The organism is Flagellimonas sediminis, assembly GCF_010500845.1.
GTDB classification, from domain to species: Bacteria; Bacteroidota; Bacteroidia; order Flavobacteriales; family Flavobacteriaceae; genus Flagellimonas; species Flagellimonas sediminis.
Map to the genome: position 1 here is coordinate 42,769 of NZ_JAAAMI010000003.1, position 25,247 is coordinate 68,015.

A 25,247-nucleotide genomic window follows, 5' to 3' on the forward strand; every position below is an offset into this window, starting at 1 on the left:
GGGGGAGATGCCGCTAAATGTAAGAATTTTCTAGAAAAGGAAAATGTGAATTTCTGTAAGAATATTAAAAAGGGGAAAAGGGATTAAGTTTATTCTTCAATTATAGTCAAATATTCTAATTCGCCGTTGTCCCATTGAAGAAGTTCATCATTGTTTAACGTTTTGATTGAAAGTACTTCAAACCGCTTTTTTACATTTCCGTTTTTATCAACTTCATGTTTTTTGGTGTCAGGTTTTAGCAATTTCAATCTGATTCTTACCAAATCGTCTTTTAAAATCTCCTTGGGAAAAATATCTTGATATGATTTTAAATTTAATGCTTTTGCGGCCCTCGCCATCATTCTCATATTGTATTTAGCTCTGCTCTTCGGGTTTTCTATTTGTCCAACGTAACCCTCAGAAACTCCAATGCGTTGTGCCAATTCTACTTGATCTATATATGGGTTTGACTTTACCCTCAGTTCTCTTAAGCTTTCAATCACATGGAAGTCAATATGCGACATTATTATTTCTATTATCATATTGCATATATATAAGTATGTGAATGACACGATTTGAAAAACATTTATCACATATACATGACTGTGTAAATATTTTTTATATATTAGACTTGATTATTTATTTTTGCGATTCTTCTGAATAAGAATATTAGAAGCAATTGCTTAGAGTCTCGCTCTTGAAAACTGGTAATTTTTGCTACGAGATGATAAGTAAGTTTGCTCACGACCCGGGGCGTGGGCTCGCTTATCGTAGCAAGGTATACCAGTACCCCAAGAGCGGTAAGTTGAGTTCTGCGCCCTTTTTTTGGTGTATTGGTACATTGCAACTTTCTTCTTTGCGTTTGGTTTCTTTGGTTCTTTCGGGGCATCGCCCAACCTTATGGGTTATGGGAAACTTTGGTTTTATTTTTTTGGTGAAGGATGTTTCTTCGGCTGGTTCCTGTTTTGGGGTCGGCCTAAGTCTGTTTGATATCCTCTTTTCCAAAAAGCCCAAGAATCCTATTTAACCCTAGGACTATAGTTTTTGGGAAATACCTTACATTTTTTCCGGATTACGATATCTTTTGTCCCTTAGCTCATGCATACTTTTTTGGGGTATCCGGCCCTAGTAAATTTCCGTAGTCATTTTCCATTTTGGAATCCTATTTCTGGGTATTCATTTACTTGGACAGGATGGTCTATATCCGAACCTTAATGCCCTAGGGAAGTTACGGTTTTGCAGTGACTTTTTCGGCAGTGTGGATAAAAAACCTATGGGCAGTTTCGTAATTGTCCAGTGGGAATACAATGAAACTAACAAAGTTATCAAACGAACTCGATTTTATGCAACTAGTAATACCATGCATGCGCAGGGCATCCCTGTTCGTGCTCCTATATGTCTTTTTAATGCCCTTTTGTGCCTTATCTATGCCGGCGGGCACTGTCTTGGAACCACCACAGGCCACCGTTTCCGGCACCGTGACCGATACGTCTGGAAATCCCCTGGCCGGGGTGAACCTTGTGGTGGAATCCAAGCTTATCGGGACCATGTCCGGTCTGGACGGTTCCTTTACCATTAATGCCGGCCCTACTGATGTGCTTATCTTTTCCATGGTCGGTTTCAAGACCCTTTCCGTGTCCATTGGGGGTAGGGAAGAGGTCTTTGTTTCACTGGAAGAGGATGTTACAGTTTTGGGAGAAGTGGTACTCAATGCGGGCTACTATACCGTTTCCGAAAAGGAACGTACCGGGAATATCGCGAAGGTTTCGCAACAGGACATCGAGCAACAGCCCCTCAACAACCCCCTTGGAGCCCTTCAAGGACGGGTGGCCGGTGTGGAGATCATGCAGACCTCGGGTGTTCCCGGGGCGGGGTTTGATATCAAGATAAGGGGACAGAGCAGTATCCGTACTGGAGGCAATGATCCACTCTACATTGTGGATGGGGTTCCTTATGCGTCAGAACCTTTGGGGGATGTGCAGACCTCTGGTTCCATCCTTCCAGGCGGCAAAGGGTTCTCCCCTCTGAATCTTATCAATCCTGCCGACATTGAAAGCATTGAGGTCCTAAAGGATGCTGATGCCACGGCTATTTATGGTTCCCGTGGGGCCAATGGGGTGGTACTGATCACCACTAGATCGGGCAGTATCGGAAAGACCGAAGTTGCCCTGGACATATCGACGGGCTTCGGTAGGGTGGCCAATAAGATGGACCTACTGGGTACCGAAGACTATTTAAAAATGAGACAGGAGGCTTATTTCAATGATGGTATCGAACCACTTCCTTTCAATGCCTATGACGTGAACGGGACTTGGGACCAAAACAGGGAAACCGATTGGCAAAAGGAACTCTTCGGCAAAACCGCGCAACTGACTACTGTAAAGGGAACCCTTTCAGGTGGCAACGAACAGACCCGTTTTTTGGTCAGTGGGAGCTTTAATAGACAGACCACCGTGTATCCCGGGGACTTTGACAATGACAACATTTCGGTACTGGCCAACTTTCACCATAAAACCAAGGAGGACAAGCTTACCTTTAGGTTTTCGGTAAACTACGCCACGAGCGATAATAATTTGGTGGCCACGGACCTGATCCGTGAAGCATTGGCACTGGCACCAAATGCCCCAAAGCTCTATAATGGGGATGGTGGCCTCAATTGGGAGAATTCCACTTGGAATAACCCCTTGAGGAACCTAGAGGGAAAATATCTTGCAAAAGGGAACAACCTTATTGGAAATGCGTCCGTGGACCTACGTCTGTTAAAAGGTCTGCACCTGACCACAAATCTGGGTTTTACCCAAAGCCATTTAAAGGAACTAAGAACCATTCCCTCCACTACATTTGACCCAGCTTTCGGGCTAGGTAGTGACCAGTCTTCGGCCATCCATAACAATTCCGACAGGACATCATGGATCGTGGAACCCCAATTGAACTGGAGCCATGATATGGGGAGCACCACATTGGACATCCTGATCGGTGCCACCTTGCAGGAACAGAACAGTAACCGCCTGTCCCAATTTGCCATGGGCTTTACCAACAATGCACTGATAGAGAACATTGGAGCGGCATCTGACTTGTTCATTATTGGTAATAGTGAAGTTCAGTACCGTTACGCCGCCCTGTTCGGAAGGTTTAACCTGAACCATAAAGGAAAGTATATCCTCAACATTACAGGACGTCGGGATGGGTCCAGCCGTTTTGGTCCCGATAACAGATTTTCCAATTTTGGCGCTATAGGGGCCGCTTGGATTTTTTCCCGTGAATCGTTCATCGAAGACCACTTACGGTTCCTAAGCTATGGGAAACTGCGGGGCAGTTATGGTACTTCAGGCAATGACCAAATCGGGGATTACCAGTACCTGGACACTTATTCCTTTGACAATGCCCAATACCAGAACATCTTTGGACTCTACCCGACCCGTCTGTTCAATCCGGGTTTCAGTTGGGAAGAGAACAAAAAACTGGAGTTTGCCATCGACTTGGGATTTTTGCTCGATCGAATTACATTAAGTGGCAGTTTTTACCGCAACCGTTCTGGAAATCAATTGGTGGGCATCCCACTACCTGCCACCACGGGTTTCGGCTCCCTGACGGCCAATCTGGATGCCACAGTGGAAAATACGGGATGGGAACTAGGCCTGCACACCATCAACCTGCGGACGGAACACCTGACATGGACCTCATCCATCAACCTGACCCTGCCCAAGAGCAAGCTTTTGGAATTTCCCGACCTGGAGGGTTCGACGTATGCTAACCAGTTGGTCATAGGCGAGCCCCTCAATATTATAAAGGTCTATAAATCCACGGGGGTTGACCCCCAGACGGGACTTTATGGTTTTGAGGATTTTAATGGGGACGGGATTATTTCCACACTCGAGGACCGGCAAGTGGTCAAAAACCTGAACCCAAAATATTTCGGTGGCATAAGCAATAACCTCAGCTATAGGAATTTCACTTTGGATGCGCTGTTCCAATTCACTCGTCAATTGGGAAGGAGCTATCTGGCCAATAGAGGTGTTGTGGGCAGCATGTCCAACCAGTCTAAAAACGTATTGAATCGATGGCAGGAGGTAGGAGATCAAACCGTCATACAACGGTTTACGAGTGGACAGGACCCCGAAGGCTCAATGGCACACAACTTTTTCACAGAGAGCGATGCCTCCATCGAGGATGCATCATATCTGAGGTTGAGAACCCTATCATTGTCCTATCAAATCCCCTTGGAAAGAGATTTTAAATGCAAGATCTTTCTTAGGGGACAGAACCTTTGGACCATTACCAACTACTCAGGATTAGATCCTGAGACGCGATCCAGCAGTACCATACCTCCCTTGCGCTATATCACCTTGGGAACCCGTTTAACCTTTTAAAAATAAATGATGAGAAACAAAAATAAACCAAGCCTTAATTTGCTCAGGATGGGATCGGCCAAAAGATGGTCGCTTATGGGACTGTTTGCGATCCTGATGACCTCCTGTGACGATTTTGTGGAGATCGACCCACCAAACGACCAGCTCACGGGAGTGGTGGTATTCGATGATGCCACAACGGTAAATGCCGCATTGATCCATATTTATACGGGACTCCGTGACCAAGCATTGGTCAATGGTGGGCTTTCGGGGATTTCCTTTCTGTTAGGGCTTTATACAGATGAACTTGATCTATACAGTACGACCCTTCCTGATGCCCGGCAGTTTTACGATAATGCCCTGCTATCCTCCAATAATAGCGTACAGGACCTTTGGGGCAATGGCTATAACCTAATCCATGCCACCAATGCCATTATTGAGGGTCTTAAAGGTTCCACAGCTTTGCCGCAGGATGATCGGGACCATTTCTTGGGAGAGGCCCATTTTTTGCGCGCATTTACCCACTTGCATTTGACAGGATTATTTGGAGAATTACCCTATTTGGAGACCACCGATTATGTTGCGAACAGTGAGGCGGAAAAGGAAGAGGTTCATTCTGTCTTTTCGAAAGTAATTGCCGATCTGGAACGGGCCAAAACACTTTTACCGATGAATGCGGGTTCGGAAAAGGTACGTCCCGACCGATGGACGGCATCAGCTATATTGGCAAGGGTGCACCTATATAATGGACAATGGGAACAGGCATGGGCAGAGGCCTTTGATATTATAACCAATGGAAGCTATTCCCTCAACACCAATCTGGAACAGGTCTTTTTGAATGACAGTCCCGAGACCTTATGGCAGTTTTCCGTGGGCAGTACTGGAGCCAATACATATGAAGGGCACACCTTTATCTTTACCAGTGGACCTCCTCCCACCACGGCACTGTCAGACCATTTGATGGGAGCATTTGAGGAAGGGGACGCCAGGAAAGTACAGTGGATAGCTTCAATAACCGATGGAACGGACACATGGTACCATCCCAATAAGTACAAACTCAACACCAATTCTGGAACGACCCAGGAGCAGTCCATTGTAATCCGGTTAGCCGAGCTGTACTTGATTGCGTCAGAGGCACAGGCCCATTTGGGCAATTTGGACGAAGCCCTGAACTATCTGAACCCGATTCGTGAACGGGCAGGGTTGGACCCCTTGGGCATGATGGGACAATCGGATCTGTTGGATGCCATCCAACAGGAGCGGCGCGTGGAACTTTTCACGGAACATGGTCATCGTTTTTTTGACCTTAAACGGACGGAACGTGCCAATAGTGAACTGTCCGATACAAAGCCCAATTGGGAAGCAAGAGATGTGCAGCTGCCCTTACCGGAATCCGAAATATTGCTCAATCCCAACCTATTGCCCCAAAATGAGGGATATTAAGGAAACTGATTATGGTACTGCTTTTATACATATTCAAAAAGACACTACGGCGGTTTCGTAGACTTTTGTTTTCATTTATTATTTTGTTAGCCACCTGCCCCTTATGGGGGCAGGGAAACAAAATTGATCCAATCGGACAGATTGGCTTCGAAGGTAACCTAGAAGTCCATTTAAAGGACAACCAAATCATTTTCGGCATGGATGCTTGCCTTTTTGGAAAGCAAATGTTGTTTACGGTACATGACAAGGAATATAAGCATGTCGTTTGGAAACGATACAAGGACCAAGTCCTTTTGGAAGCCCCTAGGGTCCAATCACTGTCCAAGACCATAATCCCACAAAACCAAGATCCCGATATCAACCATGAAATCCTTGGGGTGTTCCCTGTAATGGACAGCGCCACATCACGGACGGTTTATATCGATGTCAGCGAACTGTTCCTGAACAGTTCCCTGGCCCGTCCCAGCAGTATCGGCACAACGGTAATGGTCATCAAGACCTATGTTGAGAATGCCAAATTTTTGGATAATGAAATGATTGTCAAGGTCAGGCGGCTGTTGGCCAAGGGCAAGACCCAGTATTTTGACACAGTCCATTTCAGCTTGTTTTTATTGCCAAAACCCATGATTTCCAGAGAATTTGACCATCGTATGGGTTTCTTTGCCGAGGATGAGAACAGTTTTATCAATCATTTTCCCAGACACGCCAAAGCCTGTATCGCGCGATGGCGATTGGAAAAACCGAATAGCAACAAAGTAATCAGCAAACCGATTCAGCCCATAACCTTTTATTTTGGTAAGGAAGTTCCCGAGAAATGGAAACCTTATATAAGGGCAGGCATTATGGAGTGGGCGCCTGCCTTTGAGGCTGCAGGCTTTTTGGATGCCCTACAGGTCAGGGAACTGGCCGAGGAAGATGGGGGTTGGTTGGCCCATAGTCTCCATTATTCCCTTATTCGTTTTCCCTATAAAGAAGATGTCAGGCATTTTTCGTCCAACCACGGCTCCACCGTTAAGAAGGTTACGGACCTACGCTCAGGTGAAATCCTTAAGGCGGACATTCTCATAGGCTCTTCATATGAGGATATCATGGACAATTATTTTGTGCGCTGTGCACCAATGGATCCAAGAGCGTGGCAATATCCGTTTCCCAATGATTTGATGGGTGAGCTTATACAGTCCATAGTGGCACATGAAACCGGCCATGCTCTCGGGATCAAGGATGCCAATTTTGGCGAATATACCTATCCCTTTGACAAAATGCGGGACAAGGACTGGTTGGAGGCCATGGGACATACACCCAGCATCATGGGATATGCCCGGCAAAATAATATTGTCCAACCCGAGGATAGTATTCCACCATACCTCCTCATCCCAAAAGTGGGCCCAACGGACATTTACCAAATCCAATGGGGCTATGGAAACATGGAAAAAAATAGTCTTGAAGACTTAGTAAGATTACAGGATTCCGTACCATGGTATCGATACAATTTGAACCTTTTTGAGGTTTTGGGCCCCGGATCCGGAAACGAGGTAGTGGACAATGATGACCCTGTGGCCAGTGCGGAACTAGGATTGCGCAATATTAAAAAAGTGATTGAACTATTGCCCATGGTTACCCAAAATGAAAAAGATAATGCCCTTTTAGAACGGCTATACGACAAGTCTTTGAGGTTTTGGAATCAGGAAATGGAACAGGTCCTGACCTTGGTGGGCGGGTACACTATCCAATACAAGTCAGGGAGGCAGCAAGGACCGGTATATAATCCCATTCCAAGGAAACAACAGATCAAGGCCTTGGAATTTCTGATAAGGAATGCCTTCAAGGCCCCAAGTTGGTTGTCCCACCCTGAATATTCACAACGGATTCGATATTCATCGGGCGATGAAACCTTACTGAAATACCAAATAAAGCTTCTAAAGAGGGTGTCAAGTTTGCTGAGATTGGGAAGAATCGAACAAATGGAGCGATCAGGGAAACCCTATAATGGACTTTTGAAATCCATAGTGTCAACCTTAAGGGAGGGGATGTTCAAGGATTTTGATAAAATACAATCCCTGGATTTTAGGACATTAGATTTACAACGTGCTTATATTTCTACATTGTTGGAAGGTGTTGAACAGCATAAATATAATCTGGAGTCGAATAATAGTAACAACGAATCCCCATATAGTAGCTACATTCAAAGCGTGTTCCTATCCGAGTTGAAAATTTTGAAATTGAATTTGGAGCGGGGTCTGAAATCTATGGAAAATGAAATTGTAAGGACACATATGCAATACTGCCTGGAGTTACTGGAATCAGTCCCATAGGGGCATCGCTCGCCAAAATTGGGCAATGTACAACAATGACGGTTGGGCATACTAACAAAGAAAGAGGCCGCCACGCTTTATGGGCGGCCTCTTTCCTACCTAAAGTGGTAGATGCCAGTTTATGGCTTGTACATCACCCTGGGACAGGACGTTTGGGAAAGCACGTACTTTCCAAAAGCCTGTTGATCTCCCTGTTCACAAAGGTCAATGCCCGAGGGGGCACACGCTATCGGTTGTGAACACGGAGATGTGGTGTTCAGGTAACCAGTGTAATCAACCTCCTCTGTACTGGAGGTGGCCGTAAATGCACTGGCGGCAATGGCAAAAATAATTGCCGCTACTGGCATTAAGAATCCGTTTTTTAAAGTTTTCATATCGAAAAATTTAAGTTAATACTATGACCTACTCTTTTTTACAGGTTTTCGGTCTTCATCCTGCTACCGGCCGGTATTTCATTATTTTTTTCATTTCGCGTTGCTGATTGCCCAGTTCCATTGAACTGTCCTTCATCCAGACTGTAGACAGAGAACATGTCCCCAAGGAGTGCAAGTAGATATTTGTCATAGACCCTAAACTCCTTCAACTTTTTTTGCTCGATACGATAGAGATAGAAACTGAAGTCATAGGTTCGTTCTTTCCAATTGTATACATCGATAATGGCGGCCTCGTCCAACATTCTGGGGTCCTCGTACTTGTCCAACCTGGGAGAGTTGATCAGCATCAAATCATTGTAGAGGGCTGCCGTATGATTGATTTTCAGCGGGGGAGCCTTCATTTTCACCTGTCCTTTTTTGTTGGCTCGTGATAGTTCAATATGGGCAATCTTGACGGTGTCTATGGTCTCTTGTCTTCCCAATAGACCAAGCATAGAATCCATGACCATGAATTGGTTACGATAGTAGTATACAAACCCCAAGGTCTTCCCATCTTGGGAAACTACCATGGTTCCATCAACGTCAAACATCCCATCGATTTGTTTTTCCAGTATTTCCGGATGAAGGGAAACCCTAAAATCCCATCGCTTTTCAAGGATGCCCAAAGTGGCCAATCGGGTGTCACTGTTAATGGTATTTATGTATATTTTGCTGGTGTCCAACGGAAAGGCCTTGGTGAAATAGGCTTTATCCTTCATCCATAGCTTGGCATTCCAATCTCCAAGGATGCCCTTAAAAATACAGGGTATCGTACCGTCCATGACATAGAAATATGGAGGATATACCTGAACTGTAACTGCTTTGAAGGGCAAATTTCTAGTGGGGAGATTTAGATTGATGTGGGAGGTGTCCCCAGTCTTTATGTTTATCCGAAGGAGGTGCAACGGTGCTGTGGTATTGCCAAGGAATAGTATGTCGTTGTCGACCCCAGCTATATAATAGGAATCGAATCCTATGGGAAGGTCGTAAAGTTTTTTGATCGGGTGGTGGGGATACCGTCTTGTAAAAACATTGTTGCGGTGCACCTGCCGCTCAGATGAGAGGAAAAGGACAATGACTAGTCCCATACCAAGACTTGTGGTCCCCAAAAGTTTCATTGCTGTTTTAGCTTTTTTCATGATACAATTGTGTTTAGGGTTGGATGTTCTTCCAGTAGTATAATTCCAATGAAGGCAAGAGCAATGAAAATTAAGTTGAAGACAATATGCTCCGTCCATCCCAAGTCCTCTAGGACACCACCGCAGGAGCAGGGGATATAGTCACTGAAGTTCAGTACCAGTATGATATAGGTGGTGAACATGACCATGAGCCCAAATGCTGCATAAAGGGCCGATAGGCGTTGGGGTTTCCATAAAAGAAGGATGGCCAGGACATATTCAGTTAGCGGGACCAACCAGGCTAACCAATCCGCATAGGCCGTCAAAATAGGGGACTGCCCCAATTGTACTTTGAACTGCCCGAAATCCCAAAGCTTGCTGGTCGCTGCATAGATGAACAGTACTATAAACAGGAGGCTGATGGTCTCAACGATACGATGGCTATGTTTTTGGTTCCATTTCATTTGTAACCATTTGGTTCACAATGGTAAAATTAGGAAGGTTGATGGCTCTGTAAGGGATTATTTAGGCTCTGAGAAGGATTATTTTGAAACCTTCCGAAGTTCGGTGGGGCTATAGCCATAACGATTTCGGAATTCCCGGGCCAAATGGTTCCCTTTTTTGAACCCTACCATTTTTGCAATGTGTATTACCTTAATGTGGGTATGTTCCAAAAGCACATGGGCCTTTTGGAGCCGTTCCATTTTTTGATATTGGAAGGCCGTGAGGCCATAGAGTTCCTTAAAACCCTTTTTGAGCTTATATTCATTTGTGCCACAAAACTTGGCAATCTCTTTTAAAGCAGGCAATGGTTCAGCCAAATGGTCCTTGATGTATTTCTCGGCAACCCGTAACTTTTCAATGTCCGAAGTATGGAGAACAGTGGAATCCCTTAGCGTTTCCTGGGGCAAAAGTTTATGGGAACGTAGTTGCTTTTCAATTTTCCGTTGTAATTGCTTTTCCCTCATTTCCTTGGTCTGTATCATATCAAAGGAAGTTACCACGGTCCTTCCCTCGTCCGGGAAATGGATAATATGACAATGGGCAGGGAAAAGCAGTCCCTGTTTAGTGATAAAAACCAATCGGAAGGTAATTTCCCAAGGAGAGGTAATTTCCATGGCCTTGATAATTTTGGACCAAGCTTTATGGGATTCAGGGGATAATAATGTGGCAAAGGGAACATGGCTCAGGTCGTCCTCCCCATATTGCAAGAGCGTGCCCACCATTTTATTGGTTTTCCGCACAAGACCCTTTGGATCGAGTTCGAAGAACAGTTGTACGAGCGCGGTACGGGATCCAGGTCGATTGACAAACCCTTGGTGCACGAATGCATCGCTGATCTCCTCCGTGGCGCTATTGACCAAAAAGATCAAAGCTTCCAAAACATCTTTTTTTTCGGTTCGCTCGATCCGGTAGGAGAAATTCCCGTTCGACAATTCCAACAGTTGCGCGAATAGCTTTTCTAACCTTTTCTTGTTTTCAGGTCTATCCATGTCAAGATTCTTTTACGGCGGGGGAATCTTTGGATATGATATCTTTCTTTGGCTCAGTTGCTGTGCAAAAGGAACTCTTTTGCTTCCGACTGCTCTCCGAATACTTGGGTCGGAATGGATGACATTCGTTTCTTGAAATATTGTGATAGTGCATATTCCAAAGGGGTAGAGTACACCAAGGCAATCGCCTTGATAAGTTCGGAACCTTCTCCCACCAAATAGCACCAGGCATCTTTTTCGACACTTCTGAGGCCGTTCAAGTTGCACAACACGGGGTAGTCTTTACCTTGTTGTAATTGTAGCCGGTCGCCAACGATTCTCTGGGCAATGGAAAGGTCTAGGTCCACCTCTTTTTTCCAGGAAAAGAAAAGGATCTCATTTTCCAACCACATGGAGGCCATATCGTTTTCGACATGTTTTTTCATTTATAATCATTCTAAAGAAGGATGAAATTAAGGAATCTGATCAAAAGTTTTAATAGGAAAAATCTGCTTTTTTAACAGAAATGGCTCTAAAATGGAAAATGATGTATCTGTCAGGGATTATTTTAAGTTTGGCTATGTTCTGATTGACAGAGCATTATACATTTTCACTAGTTTAAGCTGCGATTATACGGTACTGAGATCGAATTTTTGTCCTGGCGGGCCCAGAAAAATAGTGTTGAGAGTCCGTAAAGGGATAGCCTAAACCCATGCCGTTTATATAAAAGGGAATGACAGAACCATATGAAATACCAAAAGTTACTTTCGGAATTTGAAGGCCAATTGGATGCCTTGGAAAGTGGGAACGGCGATATCCTTTTCAAAGCGGAAAAGGGAATTGTCCTCGTGGAAAAGAGCATCCGTGAACTCCAAAAACAGATTACGGGCAAGACCTTTGCCTCCCAAGCGGACGAAATCTATTTCTTCAAGCATGTAAAACCGCAGATCTTTAGCAAATTGATCTATTATGTCAAATTGTTCAGTATTGAAAGTAAAAGACCAAGGGGCAACAATGCCGCCCAGATCAAGTACCTCCAACACCAGATCGATAAGTTACAGACCTTTTTCAATGACAACCTCGAATTTTACAACTATTATCGTAGAGGGGCCATGTCCTTGGATGAGCAATACTTTGTCCGTGGCAATCGTGACCTGAGACTTCCCCTGGAATCCTTCCATTTTCTGATTGACGACAAGTTCTCGACCTGTCAGGACGGGACCGTGGCCACCATCATGGCATACGATATGCTCATCGTGTATCTGAGAAAGGAAGTGGACGATCTCAACAATACCCTCGAACCTACAAAGAACACAACTATGGAAAAACCCTCTAAATTATTTTGGACCGGTACCAAGACCGACCTGATCGAACTACTGTATGCCCTGCACTCCAGTAAATGCATCAACAGTGGGACCGCCGACATCAAGGAACTCGCGGCCCATTTTGAGCATTTTTACAATGTGGACCTGGGCAACTACTACCACACCTTTATTGATATCCGCTCACGAAAGAGTAGCCGGACCCGCTTTCTGGATAGGCTTATCGAGATGCTCAACCAACGTATGGAATCCCTCGAAGAGTAGGTTCTATTTTTTTCCCAAGTTGGTACCAACTTGGGAATTTTGGTTTTCAGGGGTTTTGGGGCCGGATTTTTCCAATTTTCAAGCTTTTTCGGATCTCTCAAAAATCCAAATGGCCCTAAATCGACCTAAAATTTATTTCAAAAAAATCGTTCCCAAGTTGGTACCAACTTGGGAATTTTTTCCAAAAAGCTTTTTCAGTTTTGTGCCTATGTCAACGGACAAATTCGGCATACCATGGTACAACCCCTTGGGGCCGTTGTCCATTAAACCAATTTCATATGGGGGCAACCATCATCACCACTGAGGACCTCCAGGAGTTCAAAAAGGAACTGTTGGAGGATATCCAAAAATTATTGAAAGAGCGACACGACACGATATCCCGAAAATGGATCAAATCGGGTGAGGTCCGGGAATTGCTGGGCATAGCCCCTGGCACCCTCCAGAACCTTCGCCTCAACGGGACATTGACCTATTCCAAGATCGGCGGCCTCCTTTACTATGACCATGTGCAGATCATGGAGCTTTTGGATGAGAACACCGTCAACAGGGATTCTCGATGAGCCGACCGGAATCCATTAATTATATCAAACACCTCAATGGCGTATTGGAGCTGTTCCAAAAGGATGGTCGGTTGAACCCCACCCATATCAGTCTCTACATGGGCCTGTTCCAATTGTGGAACAACCAGTTTTTCAGGGAGGAGTTTCACATAGACCGCGGGGAAGTGATGCTATGCTCCAAGATTGGGTCAAAGTCCACCTACCATCGCTGCATCAAGGAACTCAGCCATTGGGGGTACATCCTGTACATCCCCTCCCATAACCCCTTTAAGGGAAGCCGGGTCAGGATGTTCGATTTTGGGACAAGCTCTGGACAGGACCTGTACCCGGACCGTTCCAAAAATGGGACAGGTGATGGACAAGCAGTGGTATCTAAAATAAAACATATAAAAACCAGGGAAAACCATGTAAAACGGGGAAATGAAAATTTTCGTGGTAACGGGTTCCAGGACAAACCTGTGGGAGCCGTCCCATACCGGGACAACTTAAGGACCACCAAGGAGAAAGATTATAACGAACCGCTTTGAGAAATTCCACGCCACATATCATCGTCGAAGGAGCTGTGCAATATCCGTTGGGAAAGCTCCATGGAAACAAGATCCTCTATGATTTTGAAAAGATCTTGATCTATATGGAAGCCAAAGGAAGATTGCTCTTCGGTAGGGAATTCAAGATCTATGAAGAGGATCGGGAAGTCCTGTACAAACTCAGCAACTATGCCATTCGGGATTTTGGCACTTGCCGAAAAATGGGCCTTAATCCCGACAAGGGGATTTTGCTCTCCGGGCCCGTGGGTTGTGGCAAGACCAGTCTTATGAAGCTAATCCGATACATCACGCCGCACTTTCGGCCCTACGAGATCATTCCTTCCCGCAATATCACCTTTGGGTTCAACCATATCGGATTCAGGATCATCGAAGATTATGGCAAGGGTCGCTTCTACTGTTTCGATGACCTCGGGGTGGAACCGGGGGGAAGGCACTTTGGAACCGACTGCAATGTGATGGGGGAGATCCTACTGTCCCGCTATGACCTGTTCATGGAGACCGGTATACGTACCCATGCCACGACCAATCTGAATGCACAGGAACTGGAGGAGCGCTACGGAAACCGGGTCCGGAGCCGTATGCGGCAACTGTTCAACCTCATTGCCTTTGATGCCCAAACCAAGGATAAACGAAAATAATACCCAGTAATCTCAAAATAGCAACCTTATGAAAATTGCATCGTACAACATCCAAAACCTTTTCCACAGGCACAAATCGTTTCGGGACCACAGCCTTTCACATAATGTCAAACAATGGGTGGCCGAACTGGATGACCTGATGTCGCGTGCCGATAAATCCCCAAACGATCTGGACAGGGTCCGCGAACTATCCTTCCTTTTGGGCTTTGACCAAGTGGACATGCACCAATATGGAACCTTGCGCTCCCGAAATGGGGAACTCTATCTCAAACAGGGCGTACAGGGTAGGGAACCCAAGGCCGGGACCGGTAGCCTCTGGAACGGTTGGTTGGCCCTTCAGACGGTTCCTGTTCCTTTGAGGTCGCAACAACACAAGGCCAAGACCATTCTTGAAGTCGGGGCGGACATCCTTTTCCTTCAGGAAGTGGAGGATGGGGCTTCCTTGGTGGAGTTCCATGATGTTTTCCTCAAATCCGCTGATGCCTTGGCCGAACCCGAGATCCATGTCTTTGAGGGCAACGAGGCCAAGGGAAGAAACCTTGGGATCCTTTTGCGCAACGGGTATCATTTACAGGGCTTTGTCACCCACAGGTATGTGAGGGGTGCAAAGGGGCGACTGCTCTTTCCCTTGGACTGTCAGGAATACCATATCGTATCGGCATCCGGGGAGGGGTTGGTGGCCATTATGGCCCAATTTTCAAAGTCCAATGAAGATGACAGAAGGAATCAGGCTCGCGCTGTCGCTGATATGTATATGGGCCTAAGGGGGAATGGACACCGGGACATAGTGGTCTGTGGCACCTTTTATGACCCGTCCTTTGCCGATACCTTGGCCCCGCTGCTGAGGGAGACTGACCTGCATACTGCATCGAGGCACCCGGAATTTATGGCCGACTACGATCTGGACGGTCATGCCCATTACCACAGTATGACCGCGTATCGAAAGGGGGTCAACCTCAAACAACAGGACTACCTTTTGGTCTCCCCGTCCCTTTGGGAGAGGACCATTGTGGCAGGACTGCACCGTAAGGGCATCTGGCCGGGAAACCAAGGAAAATGGCCTGTTTATCCAACCATGCAGAAAGCGGGCCATGCCGCCAGTGAGCATCCCTTGTTATGGTTGGAGGCCAAACTTTAGAGCCTTCAGGTCAATCATTCCAGAATTCTACGTGCCGCCACCTTCTTTCCCTTTCCATTTTGTGCCCTTGCGTTGTCCTTGGACCTTCTTCATAAGTGCGTTCCCGACTTGCCCACGACCCTAGTGCCACTCCCTTTTTTTCGATGGCAAAATAACAACACCCATCCTTGCGGGCGGCATAAAGCCGCTTCGCTTTTTATACGCCCACTGCAAGCCTGGCTGTTGAAGGTCCAGGGCATCAAAAAAAGGGAATGCGATGGCGCTATGGGAAGTAAGTCGAAAACAGTACAACATGAAATCAAATCCACAACAAAATATCGCAAAGGCACAAAGCCATCAAAAAAAGGAAAATGCTCCAGATATAATAAGTAAGTCAATTTTTAAAAATCATTGTTTAACCCGTCTGTCAAGCAGGACAGACCATAAATCCTTTCAATTATGAGTACGATCAGAAATCAAGTAATGTTAATCGGGAATGTGGGGGATGACCCCAAAGTGACCCATCTCGACGATGGCAAGGTAGTGGCACGTTTTCCCATGGCCACCAATGAACACTATCGTAACAAGCAAGGTGAAAAAGTGCAGTCCACCGATTGGCACTACATCAAGGCGTGGGGCAAGACCGCCGAGATCATCGAAAAACACGTGACCAAGGGCAAGCAGGTGGCCGTATCGGGCAAACTCAAGACCAATACCTTTACCACCGAGGAGGGTGATGAGCGCAGGGTAACGGATATTGTCATTGATGAAATCCTATTGTTGGGCGGTAAATCCAATAGCGATGAGTAAGGATGCATCCCGCAAGGAATCCGAGGCTCCCACAGCACGGGAGCTTTCGGAAACCCTTGGCCATTTTCAGGCCACGGGAACCCTATACCAATTGCCCATCTGTGGTACGTTGTACACCGATGGCATCCGATACCTGGCACAGACCGCCAAGGCCTATTGGTTGTTGACCGATGCCTCCGTCATGGGCAAGAGCCTGATGGACAAGAGCTACTTTATCACGGTGGATTTTAAACGCTCCACCGCAGCCGAAAGGGAAAAAATCGGGTACGATGCCACCATCACTTACAGCGATGGCAATGGGAACAAGTTGACCCAACAGCACTACCAAATCACCGATTTTCCCTTGGATGAACTACGACTCTATTTTGTGGACAATACCCTGTTATTGCCCTCGGAGTATTAGAAAAGGCAAGGGGATGCATCGCTACCCCGATACATCCCCGATGCCCATTTTTCCAAACACTTAAATGGTAGAAAAATGATACCTAAAGTTAATGAAATAAAAGTAAGCTACAAACAGCGCATCCCCGCCAGACAATGGCCCAAGATCGAGCATTCACGGGATGCCGCAGCACTGCTCCACCAAACATGGGACCACGATACCATAGCCCTGTACGAAACCTTTAAAGTGATCATCTTGAACAACGGCAATCGGGTCAAGGCCATTATGGAACTGTCCCATGGTGGTATGACAGGCGCCATCGTCGATGTGCGCCTGCTTTTCGGGATTGTGCTAAAGGTCGCTGGGACAGCCATTATCCTAGCGCACAACCATCCGAGCGGTACCCTCAAACCGAGCCAACCCGATAGACAGATCACCGAAAAGATCAGAAAGGCAGGGGCCATTTTGGACATCCGTTTGCTCGACCATATCCTATTGGTGCCCGATGGGAACCATTATAGTTTTGCGGACGAAGGCATCCTGTGAATCCCTCCAGAAATGTTTACAACCCCTGAGAAATCAGGGGTTTTTTAGTGTTCTTTCGTTTGCGGATTAGCAGCATTTTTCTCTTTTCCCTGAAGAATTCCCAAAAATATCCCAGCCCAAATCTTAAAAAATCCCACCGCCCTCCAGCCTTTCCGACACTGGGATAAATTCGACATGGAAACGGAACGACCCCAGGCGCATCGGACCAAATTTTTGGCCCGGCGCTGGGATCGGAAGAGCAAGACGACAACGCGCTTTCGCGACGTTGTGGGGCCAGAGACCCTTTGGTATTCCTTGTTTTTCAAGGCTTTGGCTGAACCAAGGCCCGTTCCCTTCCAACACAAAAAGTCGAACCACTGGGACAGTGGCCTCCCGAAAGCCCCATAAACAGAGAAAGCCACTGTCCCATTTAACACCAAAAACCGCTATGACCGTCATTTTTGCACGTATCCAATTCAGGGTGGAGACCATCAACCGGTTCCGGAAATTCTCCAAGGAACTGGACCACACCCATACCGAGACCCTGGAAGCTATGATGGACTTCTTCGTCCAATACAAGATCAATCCCTTTGGGGATTTGGGCAAGGATTTACAGGGCTTGGAAGTGAATCTCAACAAGCGCATCAATGCCCTGATCGCCATTGTCAAGAACATCGAAAAGCACCAGACCGGTCCCACCACCGCCATGATGCAGCTCCTCTTTGAGCAGGCCCCAAGACCAACACCGAGACATCCTGCCCATCGGGAGTCACAGTCCCGGAGGAACGACAACTTCTTTGCCACCGCACAGCGGGGTATCGAACTGGAACGGGAGAACACCCAGCTCCAACAGGAACTGGAGCGGATCAAAAACGATATGGAACTGCTCCTGAACAATGTCAAGGTCTCCAACCGAGGCCTTGGGAAGCCGAAGATCATTTTGGACCTGTCCAAGGAAGAATTGGAAAGCATCCAGAAAACCTATACAACCGAATAGCCATGTACATCACCATCACACGACAGCATCTTGGCAACCACTTTTCCCAAAGCGCAGGGGACTATGTGGCCTATCTGGAAAAGGAGAACGAGGACAAATCCCCAGAGGACCGGGAACAGTTCTTTGATCAGAACAACAATCAGGTTTCCCCGGAGCGGGTGGTCGAGGAAATCGATAAGAATACGGCCAAGCTCAAAAAAAGGGAGCCCAAGTTCTACGCCCTGACCATCAACCCCAGCCAGCGGGAACTCCGGCATATTGGGAATGACCCCGATAAGCTTCGGCAGTATGTCAGGGAAGTCATGAAGGATTATGCGGCGGCCTTTCACCGGGACCGGGAGGTGACCGTGGACGATATCAAGTATTTCGCCAAAATCGAGCATGAGCGCCGTTTCAAGGGCTTTGACCGACAGGTCAAGGAAAACCAAACTTACCGGGCCCGAATTGCCAAACTGGAGAACGACCTCCGGAAACTGGAACGGGGGGAGATAACCGGCAATCCAAAGGCCATCCAAAACGAGATCAAGCAGCTTATCTGGGATGCGCCACACAAGATCGACGGGGTGCCCATCAAACAGGGAATGCAGAAACCGGGGCTCCAGACCCACATCCATATCATCGTCAGCCGCAAGGATGCCGAAAACAAGCTGAGCCTGTCCCCGGGGAGCCGGTATATCGAATCCGAAGCATCCCTAAATGGGCAGCTTGTCAAACGGGGTTTTAATCGGAACCAGTTCTACGACCAAGCGGAAAAACGCTTTGATGCCCTATTCCAATACAATCGGAACTATGTGGAGACCTACCAGGCCAGAAAGGAGTTCAATACCAATCCCTACGGCTATTTTGCCAAATTGATGGGGCTGCCGACCAGTGAGCGGAGTGCCGCCTTTAAGATCCTGGGCAAGGCCGGGGTGCAGATCCCCAAACTGGGCATTCCCAAGTCCAAGGTGGAGCTGGCCCTAAAGACCATCAAGGAATTCAAAAAGGCAATGCGGGTGGCCCGCACTGCCAGTAATATCGAAATCTGATGGAACCCTTGGCTGAAATGGTACTGTTTTATGTGGTGGCCATTGGGACCATCCTAGTAGTGTACCGGTATTCCAAGTATGCCTTTGGACTGATCTTGGGATTGTGGACCTATCTGGGGGTTATGGTGTATTCAAGCTTTGGGCTGGATACCTTGCTCCAAGTTATGCTCTATCATATTTTGCCCTTAACGGTTGTCAACCTGTTGTGTTTTCTGTTTTGGGACGGGTTCCAATCCAATTCAATTCACAAGCAGTATAGGGTTCGGTTGGGAGGCTTTACCATCCAAAACCTTCAGCGGGGCGTGTCCATTATCGGTTCTTCAGGCAGTGGGAAGACCGAATCCGTAGTCTATGGCTTGCTGAAGCATTTGAACAAACACCAGTTCCCAGGGGTCATCCATGATTACAAGCATTTTGAGATCACCGAAATGGCCTATCCTATGTTCAAGAACAGTAAAATTCCTTTCCATGTGGTTTCCTTTGACGACATCCATAAAAGGGTCAATCCCATTGCGCCCCGTTACCTGCCCGATGCGGAGAGCGTCAACGAAATCTCACGGGTCCTTCTGGAAAACCTGCTCGAACAACGGGAGTCCGTGGCACATGGTTCCTCCAAGTTCTTCAATGATGCAGTGGAAGGGCTTTTGGGTGGACTCATCTGGAAACTGAAGACGGAGTTTCCTGAACAGTGTACCCTGCCGCATCTGATGGCTTCCTTCCAGTACCTGAAGCGGGACCAATTGATGGCCTTTCTGGAATCGGATTTTACTTCCAAGGCCATGGCCGATGCCTTCCTATCCGGAATTGACTCCGAACGGCAGACCGCAGGGGTGATGAGCACCCTGGCCAATGCCCTGAAAAAGATCAGTACCGAACGGATCTTTATGGCCCTGTCTGCCGATGAGGTGCCCTTGGACATCAACAATCCCAAGACCCCAGCAGTAATTGCCATCGTGAACAATCCCAAATATGAGACGGCCTACTCCCCGGTGATCGCGACCATCCTGCATACCATCACCAAACGGATGAGTGTGCGGGGTCGAACGCCCTCTTTTTTGTTGATGGAGGAAGCCCCGACCATCCGATTACTGAACATGCACCGTATCCCGGCCACCCTACGGAGCTATGATATTACCACCATCTATATCCTACAAGACAAGATACAGAATGATATGATGTATGGGGAGAAGGGGAGCAGGGCCATCCTGAGCAACCTGTCCTACCAGTTCTTCGGGAAGGCCAACGATCCGGAGACCGCCAAGTACTATGAACGTTTTTTTGAGATTGTCAAACGCCCCACCCGGAGTGTGAGTAAGAGCAGCAACTGGAAATTCGATACTCGGGTCACAAAAGGGGAGAGGGAGGTGAGCAAACTTAGGGCAGACTTGTTCTTCCGGTTGAAACAGGGGGAGTTCATCGCTTTTGGGGATGGCAGAGACCGACGGGTTCAATTTCCCAGACCGAATATCATTAGAAAATTGCCATCACCTGAGTTTAAGTCGGATGACCCTAAAATCAGGGCCAACTACAAAATCATCCATTTAAAGGTGCAAGAATTATTTGAAAACCGAAAGTGGTAGGATATGACATGGAGTTTTAATGGGAGCCAATTTAAAGAAGATAACTATCTTGTAAGCAATAATATAGCGTGGTTTTTAATAATTGGGAACTACAAAAAAACTGAAAAAGGATTCTAAATACTAGGTTAAAATAAATTGCAAATTTAGAAACATGGGTAAAGGTGATAGGAAAACTAGAAAAGGAAAAATTTTTAATAGCTCCTTTGGAAAGAAAAGACCTAGAAAGAAAGAATTACATGAGAATAAAATTCAAGGGGACGAGCCAAAATTGGTCTCTACATTCATTTTCAATAAAAAAACAGGTGAAACACTAATCAGCTTTAGAGGGGAGGATATTATCAAACCAGTTGACCCTGTCAAATATTATAAAGACAATTTTATCGTCAAGCAAATGATTATGCGAGGTATACCAAAGGAAGAATTAAACGGAAAAACAAAGCCTTCCGACAAAAACATGGAGATTTTTATTGAGGCAAATCAACTTTGGAACAAGCAGTATACCCAAATAAAAAAAACACCAATTCCCGAAAATCTAATAAAGCTTTTATCCACAACAAAAAAAGCAGACCAGGAGAAGTTATTAAAAGGAGTCGAATTAACACCTGACTTGATCGCCGCGTTAATTTTTGAAGCTTCTGAAAAGCATGGATATAGAATGAGCCAATATAGAACTGATATCCCTCAAAAAGGAATAGATGAATCTGATTTGCCAAAAGCCTTTATGGAACAAGAGGATGGAACAGTCAAGAAATTTGGAAAGTCGGATTTAAGTGATGGGCAGTTAAAACAAGCGATACAACATAGAAGGGTCACGATTGGAAAATTTCTTGAAAGAGGAGATGTTTGGCATTGCTTTTTTACAAACTATAAAAGTTTACGTGGGGAAGAAAAGTGGCTTGGAAAAAAGCAACCACACTATCATTATGTATCAAGTGGTTTTGGATTAGAAAAGAAAAAGGTAATTAAAGAACTAAGATCTGAAAATTATAACATTAAGAATTTTCATGTAGCACTTAAGGGTTATGGAAACCAACCTGAATGATTGAAGGGCCACTGTGTTGAACCGAATGCAATATCGTCCAAATAAACATACTCTGCCAAAGAACCAATGGATTCGCTTTCCGGTCCCCCTAACGGATCAAAACCTTGCCCAGCCAAAGTTTTAGGCAGAAGACCCAGAAATTGAGGCCAACTTCTAAAGAATTCACACAGAGGCTCAAACTTTTTAAATAACCAATGGAAAAAATCCTGGGACACCCTTTTTTTGGCTTTAGCTAAAAAAAAGCATTTTCTTAAAAGATAAATCGGTAGGGGTATAAAGTGTTGATGGTCAATTGTTAAAAAAAAAGTACCTTTATATCCATCCGTTCCCCAAATGGCCCTCTTCCTTCTTGGGGTAATTTTAGCCTGAGAAGTGGTTAATGCATTCAATTGATATTTTTGGAAAAATCATAATCTCTATAGAGAATGGAGTTTATACTGAATGAAAAGAAAAACAAACACCTGCTTATTTTGGTGCACGGGTTAAATGGCTCGGACAGTACTTGGAGGGGGGACAATCAAAGGTTTGTCGAAAATCTGACCCAAGAGGTATTGGTACAGGATTATTTTGATTTGGCTCTTTACACATATAGCACCCATATTTTCAAGCTCAATTGGTTCTCAAAATTGCTTAATTTGATCAGAGGTTTCTTTCGAAACAGACCTCATGAGGATGCCAATAGATTTAATGTTGGGATTGAATCCATATCAAGACCACTCGTAACCCAAATAAATGGAGTACATACTAAATATGAGACTATATCCTTTATAGCACATAGTATGGGTGGGTTGGTTACAAAATCCACTTTGACTTGGTTGGATCAAAGTGTAATAGACAAGATTTACTTTGTAATGTCCCTTTCTGTTCCCCACATCGGGGCAGAGCTCGCGAATATTGGATCAAGACTTCTTGGAGGAAATCCCCAAGTTGTCGATCTTAGATCAATGGGGGCTTTTACCACACTGCTAAACCAGAGGTTTGGAAATATTTCTCCACAACCGAAAATGGTGTATCAATATGGAATATATGATACCGTGGTTCCCCAACAGTCTGCTTATCCTCCCAATGTCCGTACACAGTTGACAGAAGCAACCAATGATGACCATTTTTCTGTCGTTTTGATCAAGGATAAAAACAACAATCCTTTATTTGATAGGATAATCCGAGAATTGAACATTGTTACCTTGCCCTTTTTGGGAGTGCAAATAGGAATCCCGCAAGGAACATCTTTTAAATTTATAATAGATACCACAGCATCAAGACTAAAATTTAAAATCAACTATGTTGGATTTTCAAAAAGTGAGCTCAATACTCCCCTTAGGGCCTCTAATGTAAGTGCAACGAACCTAACAGATTTTTTAGAGGAAATAGGAGATCTTACCATCAACAAAATTCCTGATTATACCGTTCTTCAGCAGAGAGGGACACTGAATTTCACGCTAAAAGTTTAATAACCATGAGTGCTAGCGAATGTAAATGTCTAAATCCGGAACAAGGAGGGACTAAATGTCCCGTTCAGCATGTTGCCTTGTGCATAAGGGGAAAAGACAGGGAATGTTATGGAGAATGTATTCCCATCCCATCTAGCTATAGATCAATTTCTAATGAATTCAAGTTATGGATTCAATCGGTCGTAAATGAAAAAGTGAATGAGCATATCTCTGAAAAACCGCATCTTTACAGAAGGGCTCCGAATTTTAGGGAAATGCATGATACACTTAGGACAGAGGAACTTGCAGATTTTTCTCCCAAACACTTCATTTATCGAAATGAGATTGGTGAGGTGATAAGGGCATATTTTGTATTTACTTTCGATGATACAATTGAACCCTTAGGACAAAGAGTAATCGTGCCAATTCAGTAGAAAGGGATTCCAAACATATCAATTTCAACTTTATATGGAGGAATCACAATGTATTACATCGCCCAACCTGTCGAAACTTAAACTAATATAGATTTTAGAGGAACGGGTTTTCCAAGAGGAAATAGGGAGCAATAGTACAAAAGGGTACTGGGAAAGAAGTTTTGGTTGGAACCCACGGAACTTAAGAAAAAGATAAATAGTGGTATGAGTAAGTTGGTCTTATTGGGTGCCGGAGCGTCAAAAAGCTATTCCATGAGCAAAACAGGAATGAAAATGCCCGTGGCCAAAGATTTTTTTGACACTTTTAGGGGTTTGGAAATATCTGAAAACCCTTGGGTGCTTATCGGTGACCTGATTAACTATATTGTTAGATATCGCAAGATTGAAATCGAACATTTTGATAAGTTCAATGAAGATATCGAAATACTCCATTCTGAGATTCAGGGCAAACTATATGACGCCCTAAGGCAAAGGAAAAACTTTTTTGATGATTTAGACGACTTGATTTATTTGAAGGCATATAATCAACTGATTTTCTTATTTGTCAGTGTAATCAATGAAATTCAAAATGGTCCCATCTCTGATGCGCATATTAATCTTGCCAAACAATTGGGGCAGGATGACTCCATCATTACGTTTAATTGGGATACATTAATGGATAGGGCCTTAAAACAAGAGACGGATTGGACAACGGATTTCGGATATTTTAGAAGCCCTAAATTAATTTATCGGAACCGTTGGGTGCGACCTCAAAAATCAAAAAAGCATTCTTTTCCAACTTTTTTAAAACTACATGGTTCCTCAAACTGGTTGACAAGTCATACAGCACCTGAAAATGGAAAATTAGAGCTTACCCAAGAGGTATCCATTGATGAGTTTTTTGTCTATGAAAACAATAAAGAGCCATATAATTGTCATGCTGGGAGGTATATGAATGGGTATGAAGACTTTTCATATGGATACTATCCACCAAATTTGCCGTTATCCGGAAAATCGGCACCTAAAGGAATGATGGTTTCAAGTACAAGGATTAAATTTCCAAATGTCCCGGAAGGAACTTCTGAATCCAGTGGATTAGTTTCAATGCCTTTGATCATTCCACCTGTTCAACACAAAGAATATGACCAATTTGGGAGTTTGTTTGAATCTTTATGGAACGAAGCAGAAAAGAAAATTCAAGAAGCTGATAAAATAATAATTATTGGATATTCCTTTCCCAATACCGATTATAGAAGTTCTGAACTTTTTAAATCAGCATTTGTCAAGAGAAGCACGATGCCCAAAATTACAATTATCAATCCTACACCTGACCCAATTGCTGAAAGGTTTATTTATGAACTTGGAATTACAGAGAGTAATTTACTTGTGAAAAAAGAGTTTTTCACAGAGAAAACAATTTTGTAAAGGTAGAGCCAAGAATCACATCCAAAAAGATACTGATTTAGAGTTGGATATAATTTTTAATTTCAAATCAAAATAACTCA

Annotated in this window: 24 protein-coding genes; 17 read left to right on the plus strand and 7 right to left on the minus strand. The window is 45.0% G+C overall.

The genetic code is table 11. The features are described 5' to 3' along the window. Positions 1–89: 89 nt before the first annotated feature. Positions 90–521: a helix-turn-helix domain-containing protein gene (locus tag GTK07_RS07100; protein WP_163634519.1), complete on the minus strand. Its 432-nt coding sequence runs from the start codon at positions 519–521 to the stop codon at positions 90–92. A gap of 801 nt (positions 522–1,322) precedes the next feature. On the opposite strand from GTK07_RS07100, the gene GTK07_RS07105 reads away from it, so the two are divergent. The 3 genes from GTK07_RS07105 to GTK07_RS07115 all read left to right on the plus strand — a co-directional run bounded on the left by GTK07_RS07105 (position 1,323) and on the right by GTK07_RS07115 (position 8,083). Then, positions 1,323–4,349 (plus strand): SusC/RagA family TonB-linked outer membrane protein, encoded by a 3,027-nt coding sequence (locus GTK07_RS07105; protein ID WP_163634521.1) that lies wholly within the window; start codon positions 1,323–1,325, stop codon positions 4,347–4,349. Between the two features lie 6 nt (positions 4,350–4,355). Beyond that, positions 4,356–5,771, plus strand: coding sequence for a RagB/SusD family nutrient uptake outer membrane protein (locus GTK07_RS07110; protein WP_163634523.1), 1,416 nt, complete (start codon positions 4,356–4,358; stop codon positions 5,769–5,771). A gap of 197 nt (positions 5,772–5,968) precedes the next feature. After that, positions 5,969–8,083: a zinc-dependent metalloprotease gene (locus GTK07_RS07115; RefSeq protein WP_163634525.1), complete on the plus strand. Its 2,115-nt coding sequence runs from the start codon at positions 5,969–5,971 to the stop codon at positions 8,081–8,083. Positions 8,084–8,202: 119 nt separating this feature from the next. On the opposite strand, the gene GTK07_RS07120 is transcribed toward GTK07_RS07115, so the two are convergent. From GTK07_RS07120 to GTK07_RS07140, 5 genes are all read right to left on the minus strand, one after another. Further along, on the minus strand, positions 8,203–8,457 hold the full coding sequence (locus GTK07_RS07120) for a DUF6520 family protein (RefSeq protein WP_163634527.1): 255 nt from the start codon (positions 8,455–8,457) through the stop codon (positions 8,203–8,205). Positions 8,458–8,495: 38 nt separating this feature from the next. Then, positions 8,496–9,635: a hypothetical protein gene (locus tag GTK07_RS07125; RefSeq protein WP_163634529.1), complete on the minus strand. Its 1,140-nt coding sequence runs from the start codon at positions 9,633–9,635 to the stop codon at positions 8,496–8,498. After that, a complete protein-coding gene (locus tag GTK07_RS07130) occupies positions 9,632–10,078 on the minus strand; it encodes a MauE/DoxX family redox-associated membrane protein (protein WP_163634532.1) in 447 nt (148 codons plus the stop codon). Before GTK07_RS07130 ends, GTK07_RS07125 begins: the two co-directional genes overlap by 4 nt. A 78-nt stretch (positions 10,079–10,156) precedes the next feature. Then, positions 10,157–11,107, minus strand: coding sequence for a helix-turn-helix transcriptional regulator (locus GTK07_RS07135; RefSeq protein ID WP_163634534.1), 951 nt, complete (start codon positions 11,105–11,107; stop codon positions 10,157–10,159). A gap of 53 nt (positions 11,108–11,160) precedes the next feature. Beyond that, positions 11,161–11,532: a DUF7793 family protein gene (locus tag GTK07_RS07140; RefSeq protein WP_163634536.1), complete on the minus strand. Its 372-nt coding sequence runs from the start codon at positions 11,530–11,532 to the stop codon at positions 11,161–11,163. Positions 11,533–11,832: 300 nt separating this feature from the next. Between GTK07_RS07140 and GTK07_RS07145 the strand changes: the two genes are divergently transcribed. The 12 genes from GTK07_RS07145 (at position 11,833) to GTK07_RS19400 (ending at position 21,899) form a co-directional block, all read left to right on the plus strand. Beyond that, the gene (locus GTK07_RS07145) at positions 11,833–12,672 is read left to right on the plus strand and encodes an RteC domain-containing protein (RefSeq protein ID WP_163634538.1); all 840 of its coding nucleotides are present in this window, start codon (positions 11,833–11,835) and stop codon (positions 12,670–12,672) included. Positions 12,673–12,950: 278 nt separating this feature from the next. Next, a complete protein-coding gene (locus GTK07_RS07150; protein WP_163634540.1) occupies positions 12,951–13,232 on the plus strand; it encodes a helix-turn-helix domain-containing protein in 282 nt (93 codons plus the stop codon). Next, the gene (locus tag GTK07_RS07155; RefSeq protein WP_163634542.1) at positions 13,229–13,759 is read left to right on the plus strand and encodes a hypothetical protein; all 531 of its coding nucleotides are present in this window, start codon (positions 13,229–13,231) and stop codon (positions 13,757–13,759) included. Before GTK07_RS07150 ends, GTK07_RS07155 begins: the two co-directional genes overlap by 4 nt. Then, entirely contained in the window at positions 13,756–14,418 is a 663-nt protein-coding gene (locus tag GTK07_RS07160; protein WP_163634544.1) for a P-loop NTPase family protein, read from the plus strand. Before GTK07_RS07155 ends, GTK07_RS07160 begins: the two co-directional genes overlap by 4 nt. Before the next feature lie 28 nt (positions 14,419–14,446). Further along, positions 14,447–15,556 carry an endonuclease/exonuclease/phosphatase family protein gene (locus tag GTK07_RS07165; protein WP_163634546.1) on the plus strand — a complete coding sequence of 370 codons (1,110 nt, stop codon included), beginning with the start codon at positions 14,447–14,449 and terminating at the stop codon, positions 15,554–15,556. A 438-nt stretch (positions 15,557–15,994) separates the two neighbouring features. Continuing rightward, the gene (locus GTK07_RS07170; protein ID WP_163634548.1) at positions 15,995–16,345 is read left to right on the plus strand and encodes a single-stranded DNA-binding protein; all 351 of its coding nucleotides are present in this window, start codon (positions 15,995–15,997) and stop codon (positions 16,343–16,345) included. Continuing rightward, entirely contained in the window at positions 16,338–16,748 is a 411-nt protein-coding gene (locus tag GTK07_RS07175; protein WP_163634550.1) for a DUF6876 family protein, read from the plus strand. Before GTK07_RS07170 ends, GTK07_RS07175 begins: the two co-directional genes overlap by 8 nt. 75 nt (positions 16,749–16,823) lie before the next feature. Continuing rightward, on the plus strand, positions 16,824–17,273 hold the full coding sequence (locus GTK07_RS07180) for a JAB domain-containing protein (RefSeq protein ID WP_163634552.1): 450 nt from the start codon (positions 16,824–16,826) through the stop codon (positions 17,271–17,273). A 427-nt stretch (positions 17,274–17,700) separates the two neighbouring features. Continuing rightward, positions 17,701–18,249 carry a BfmA/BtgA family mobilization protein gene (locus tag GTK07_RS07185; protein WP_163634554.1) on the plus strand — a complete coding sequence of 183 codons (549 nt, stop codon included), beginning with the start codon at positions 17,701–17,703 and terminating at the stop codon, positions 18,247–18,249. A gap of 2 nt (positions 18,250–18,251) precedes the next feature. Continuing rightward, on the plus strand, positions 18,252–19,277 hold the full coding sequence (gene mobB, locus GTK07_RS07190) for a MobB family relaxase (protein ID WP_163634556.1): 1,026 nt from the start codon (positions 18,252–18,254) through the stop codon (positions 19,275–19,277). Beyond that, positions 19,277–20,857: a type IV secretory system conjugative DNA transfer family protein gene (locus GTK07_RS07195; protein WP_163634558.1), complete on the plus strand. Its 1,581-nt coding sequence runs from the start codon at positions 19,277–19,279 to the stop codon at positions 20,855–20,857. The genes mobB and GTK07_RS07195 overlap by 1 nt, the downstream gene beginning before the upstream one ends. Before the next feature lie 151 nt (positions 20,858–21,008). Next, complete coding sequence (locus GTK07_RS19400) at positions 21,009–21,899, plus strand: 30S ribosomal protein THX (protein ID WP_163634560.1); 891 nt, start codon at positions 21,009–21,011, stop codon at positions 21,897–21,899. On the opposite strand, the gene GTK07_RS07205 is transcribed toward GTK07_RS19400, so the two are convergent. Next, on the minus strand, positions 21,878–22,288 hold the full coding sequence (locus GTK07_RS07205; protein ID WP_163634562.1) for a hypothetical protein: 411 nt from the start codon (positions 22,286–22,288) through the stop codon (positions 21,878–21,880). The genes GTK07_RS19400 and GTK07_RS07205 overlap by 22 nt on opposite strands. 36 nt (positions 22,289–22,324) lie before the next feature. On the opposite strand from GTK07_RS07205, the gene GTK07_RS07210 reads away from it, so the two are divergent. Next, a complete protein-coding gene (locus GTK07_RS07210) occupies positions 22,325–23,350 on the plus strand; it encodes an esterase/lipase family protein (RefSeq protein ID WP_163634563.1) in 1,026 nt (341 codons plus the stop codon). Positions 23,351–24,015: 665 nt separating this feature from the next. Next, a complete protein-coding gene (locus GTK07_RS07215; protein WP_163634565.1) occupies positions 24,016–25,167 on the plus strand; it encodes an SIR2 family protein in 1,152 nt (383 codons plus the stop codon). The last annotated feature ends 80 nt before the right edge of the window (positions 25,168–25,247 follow it).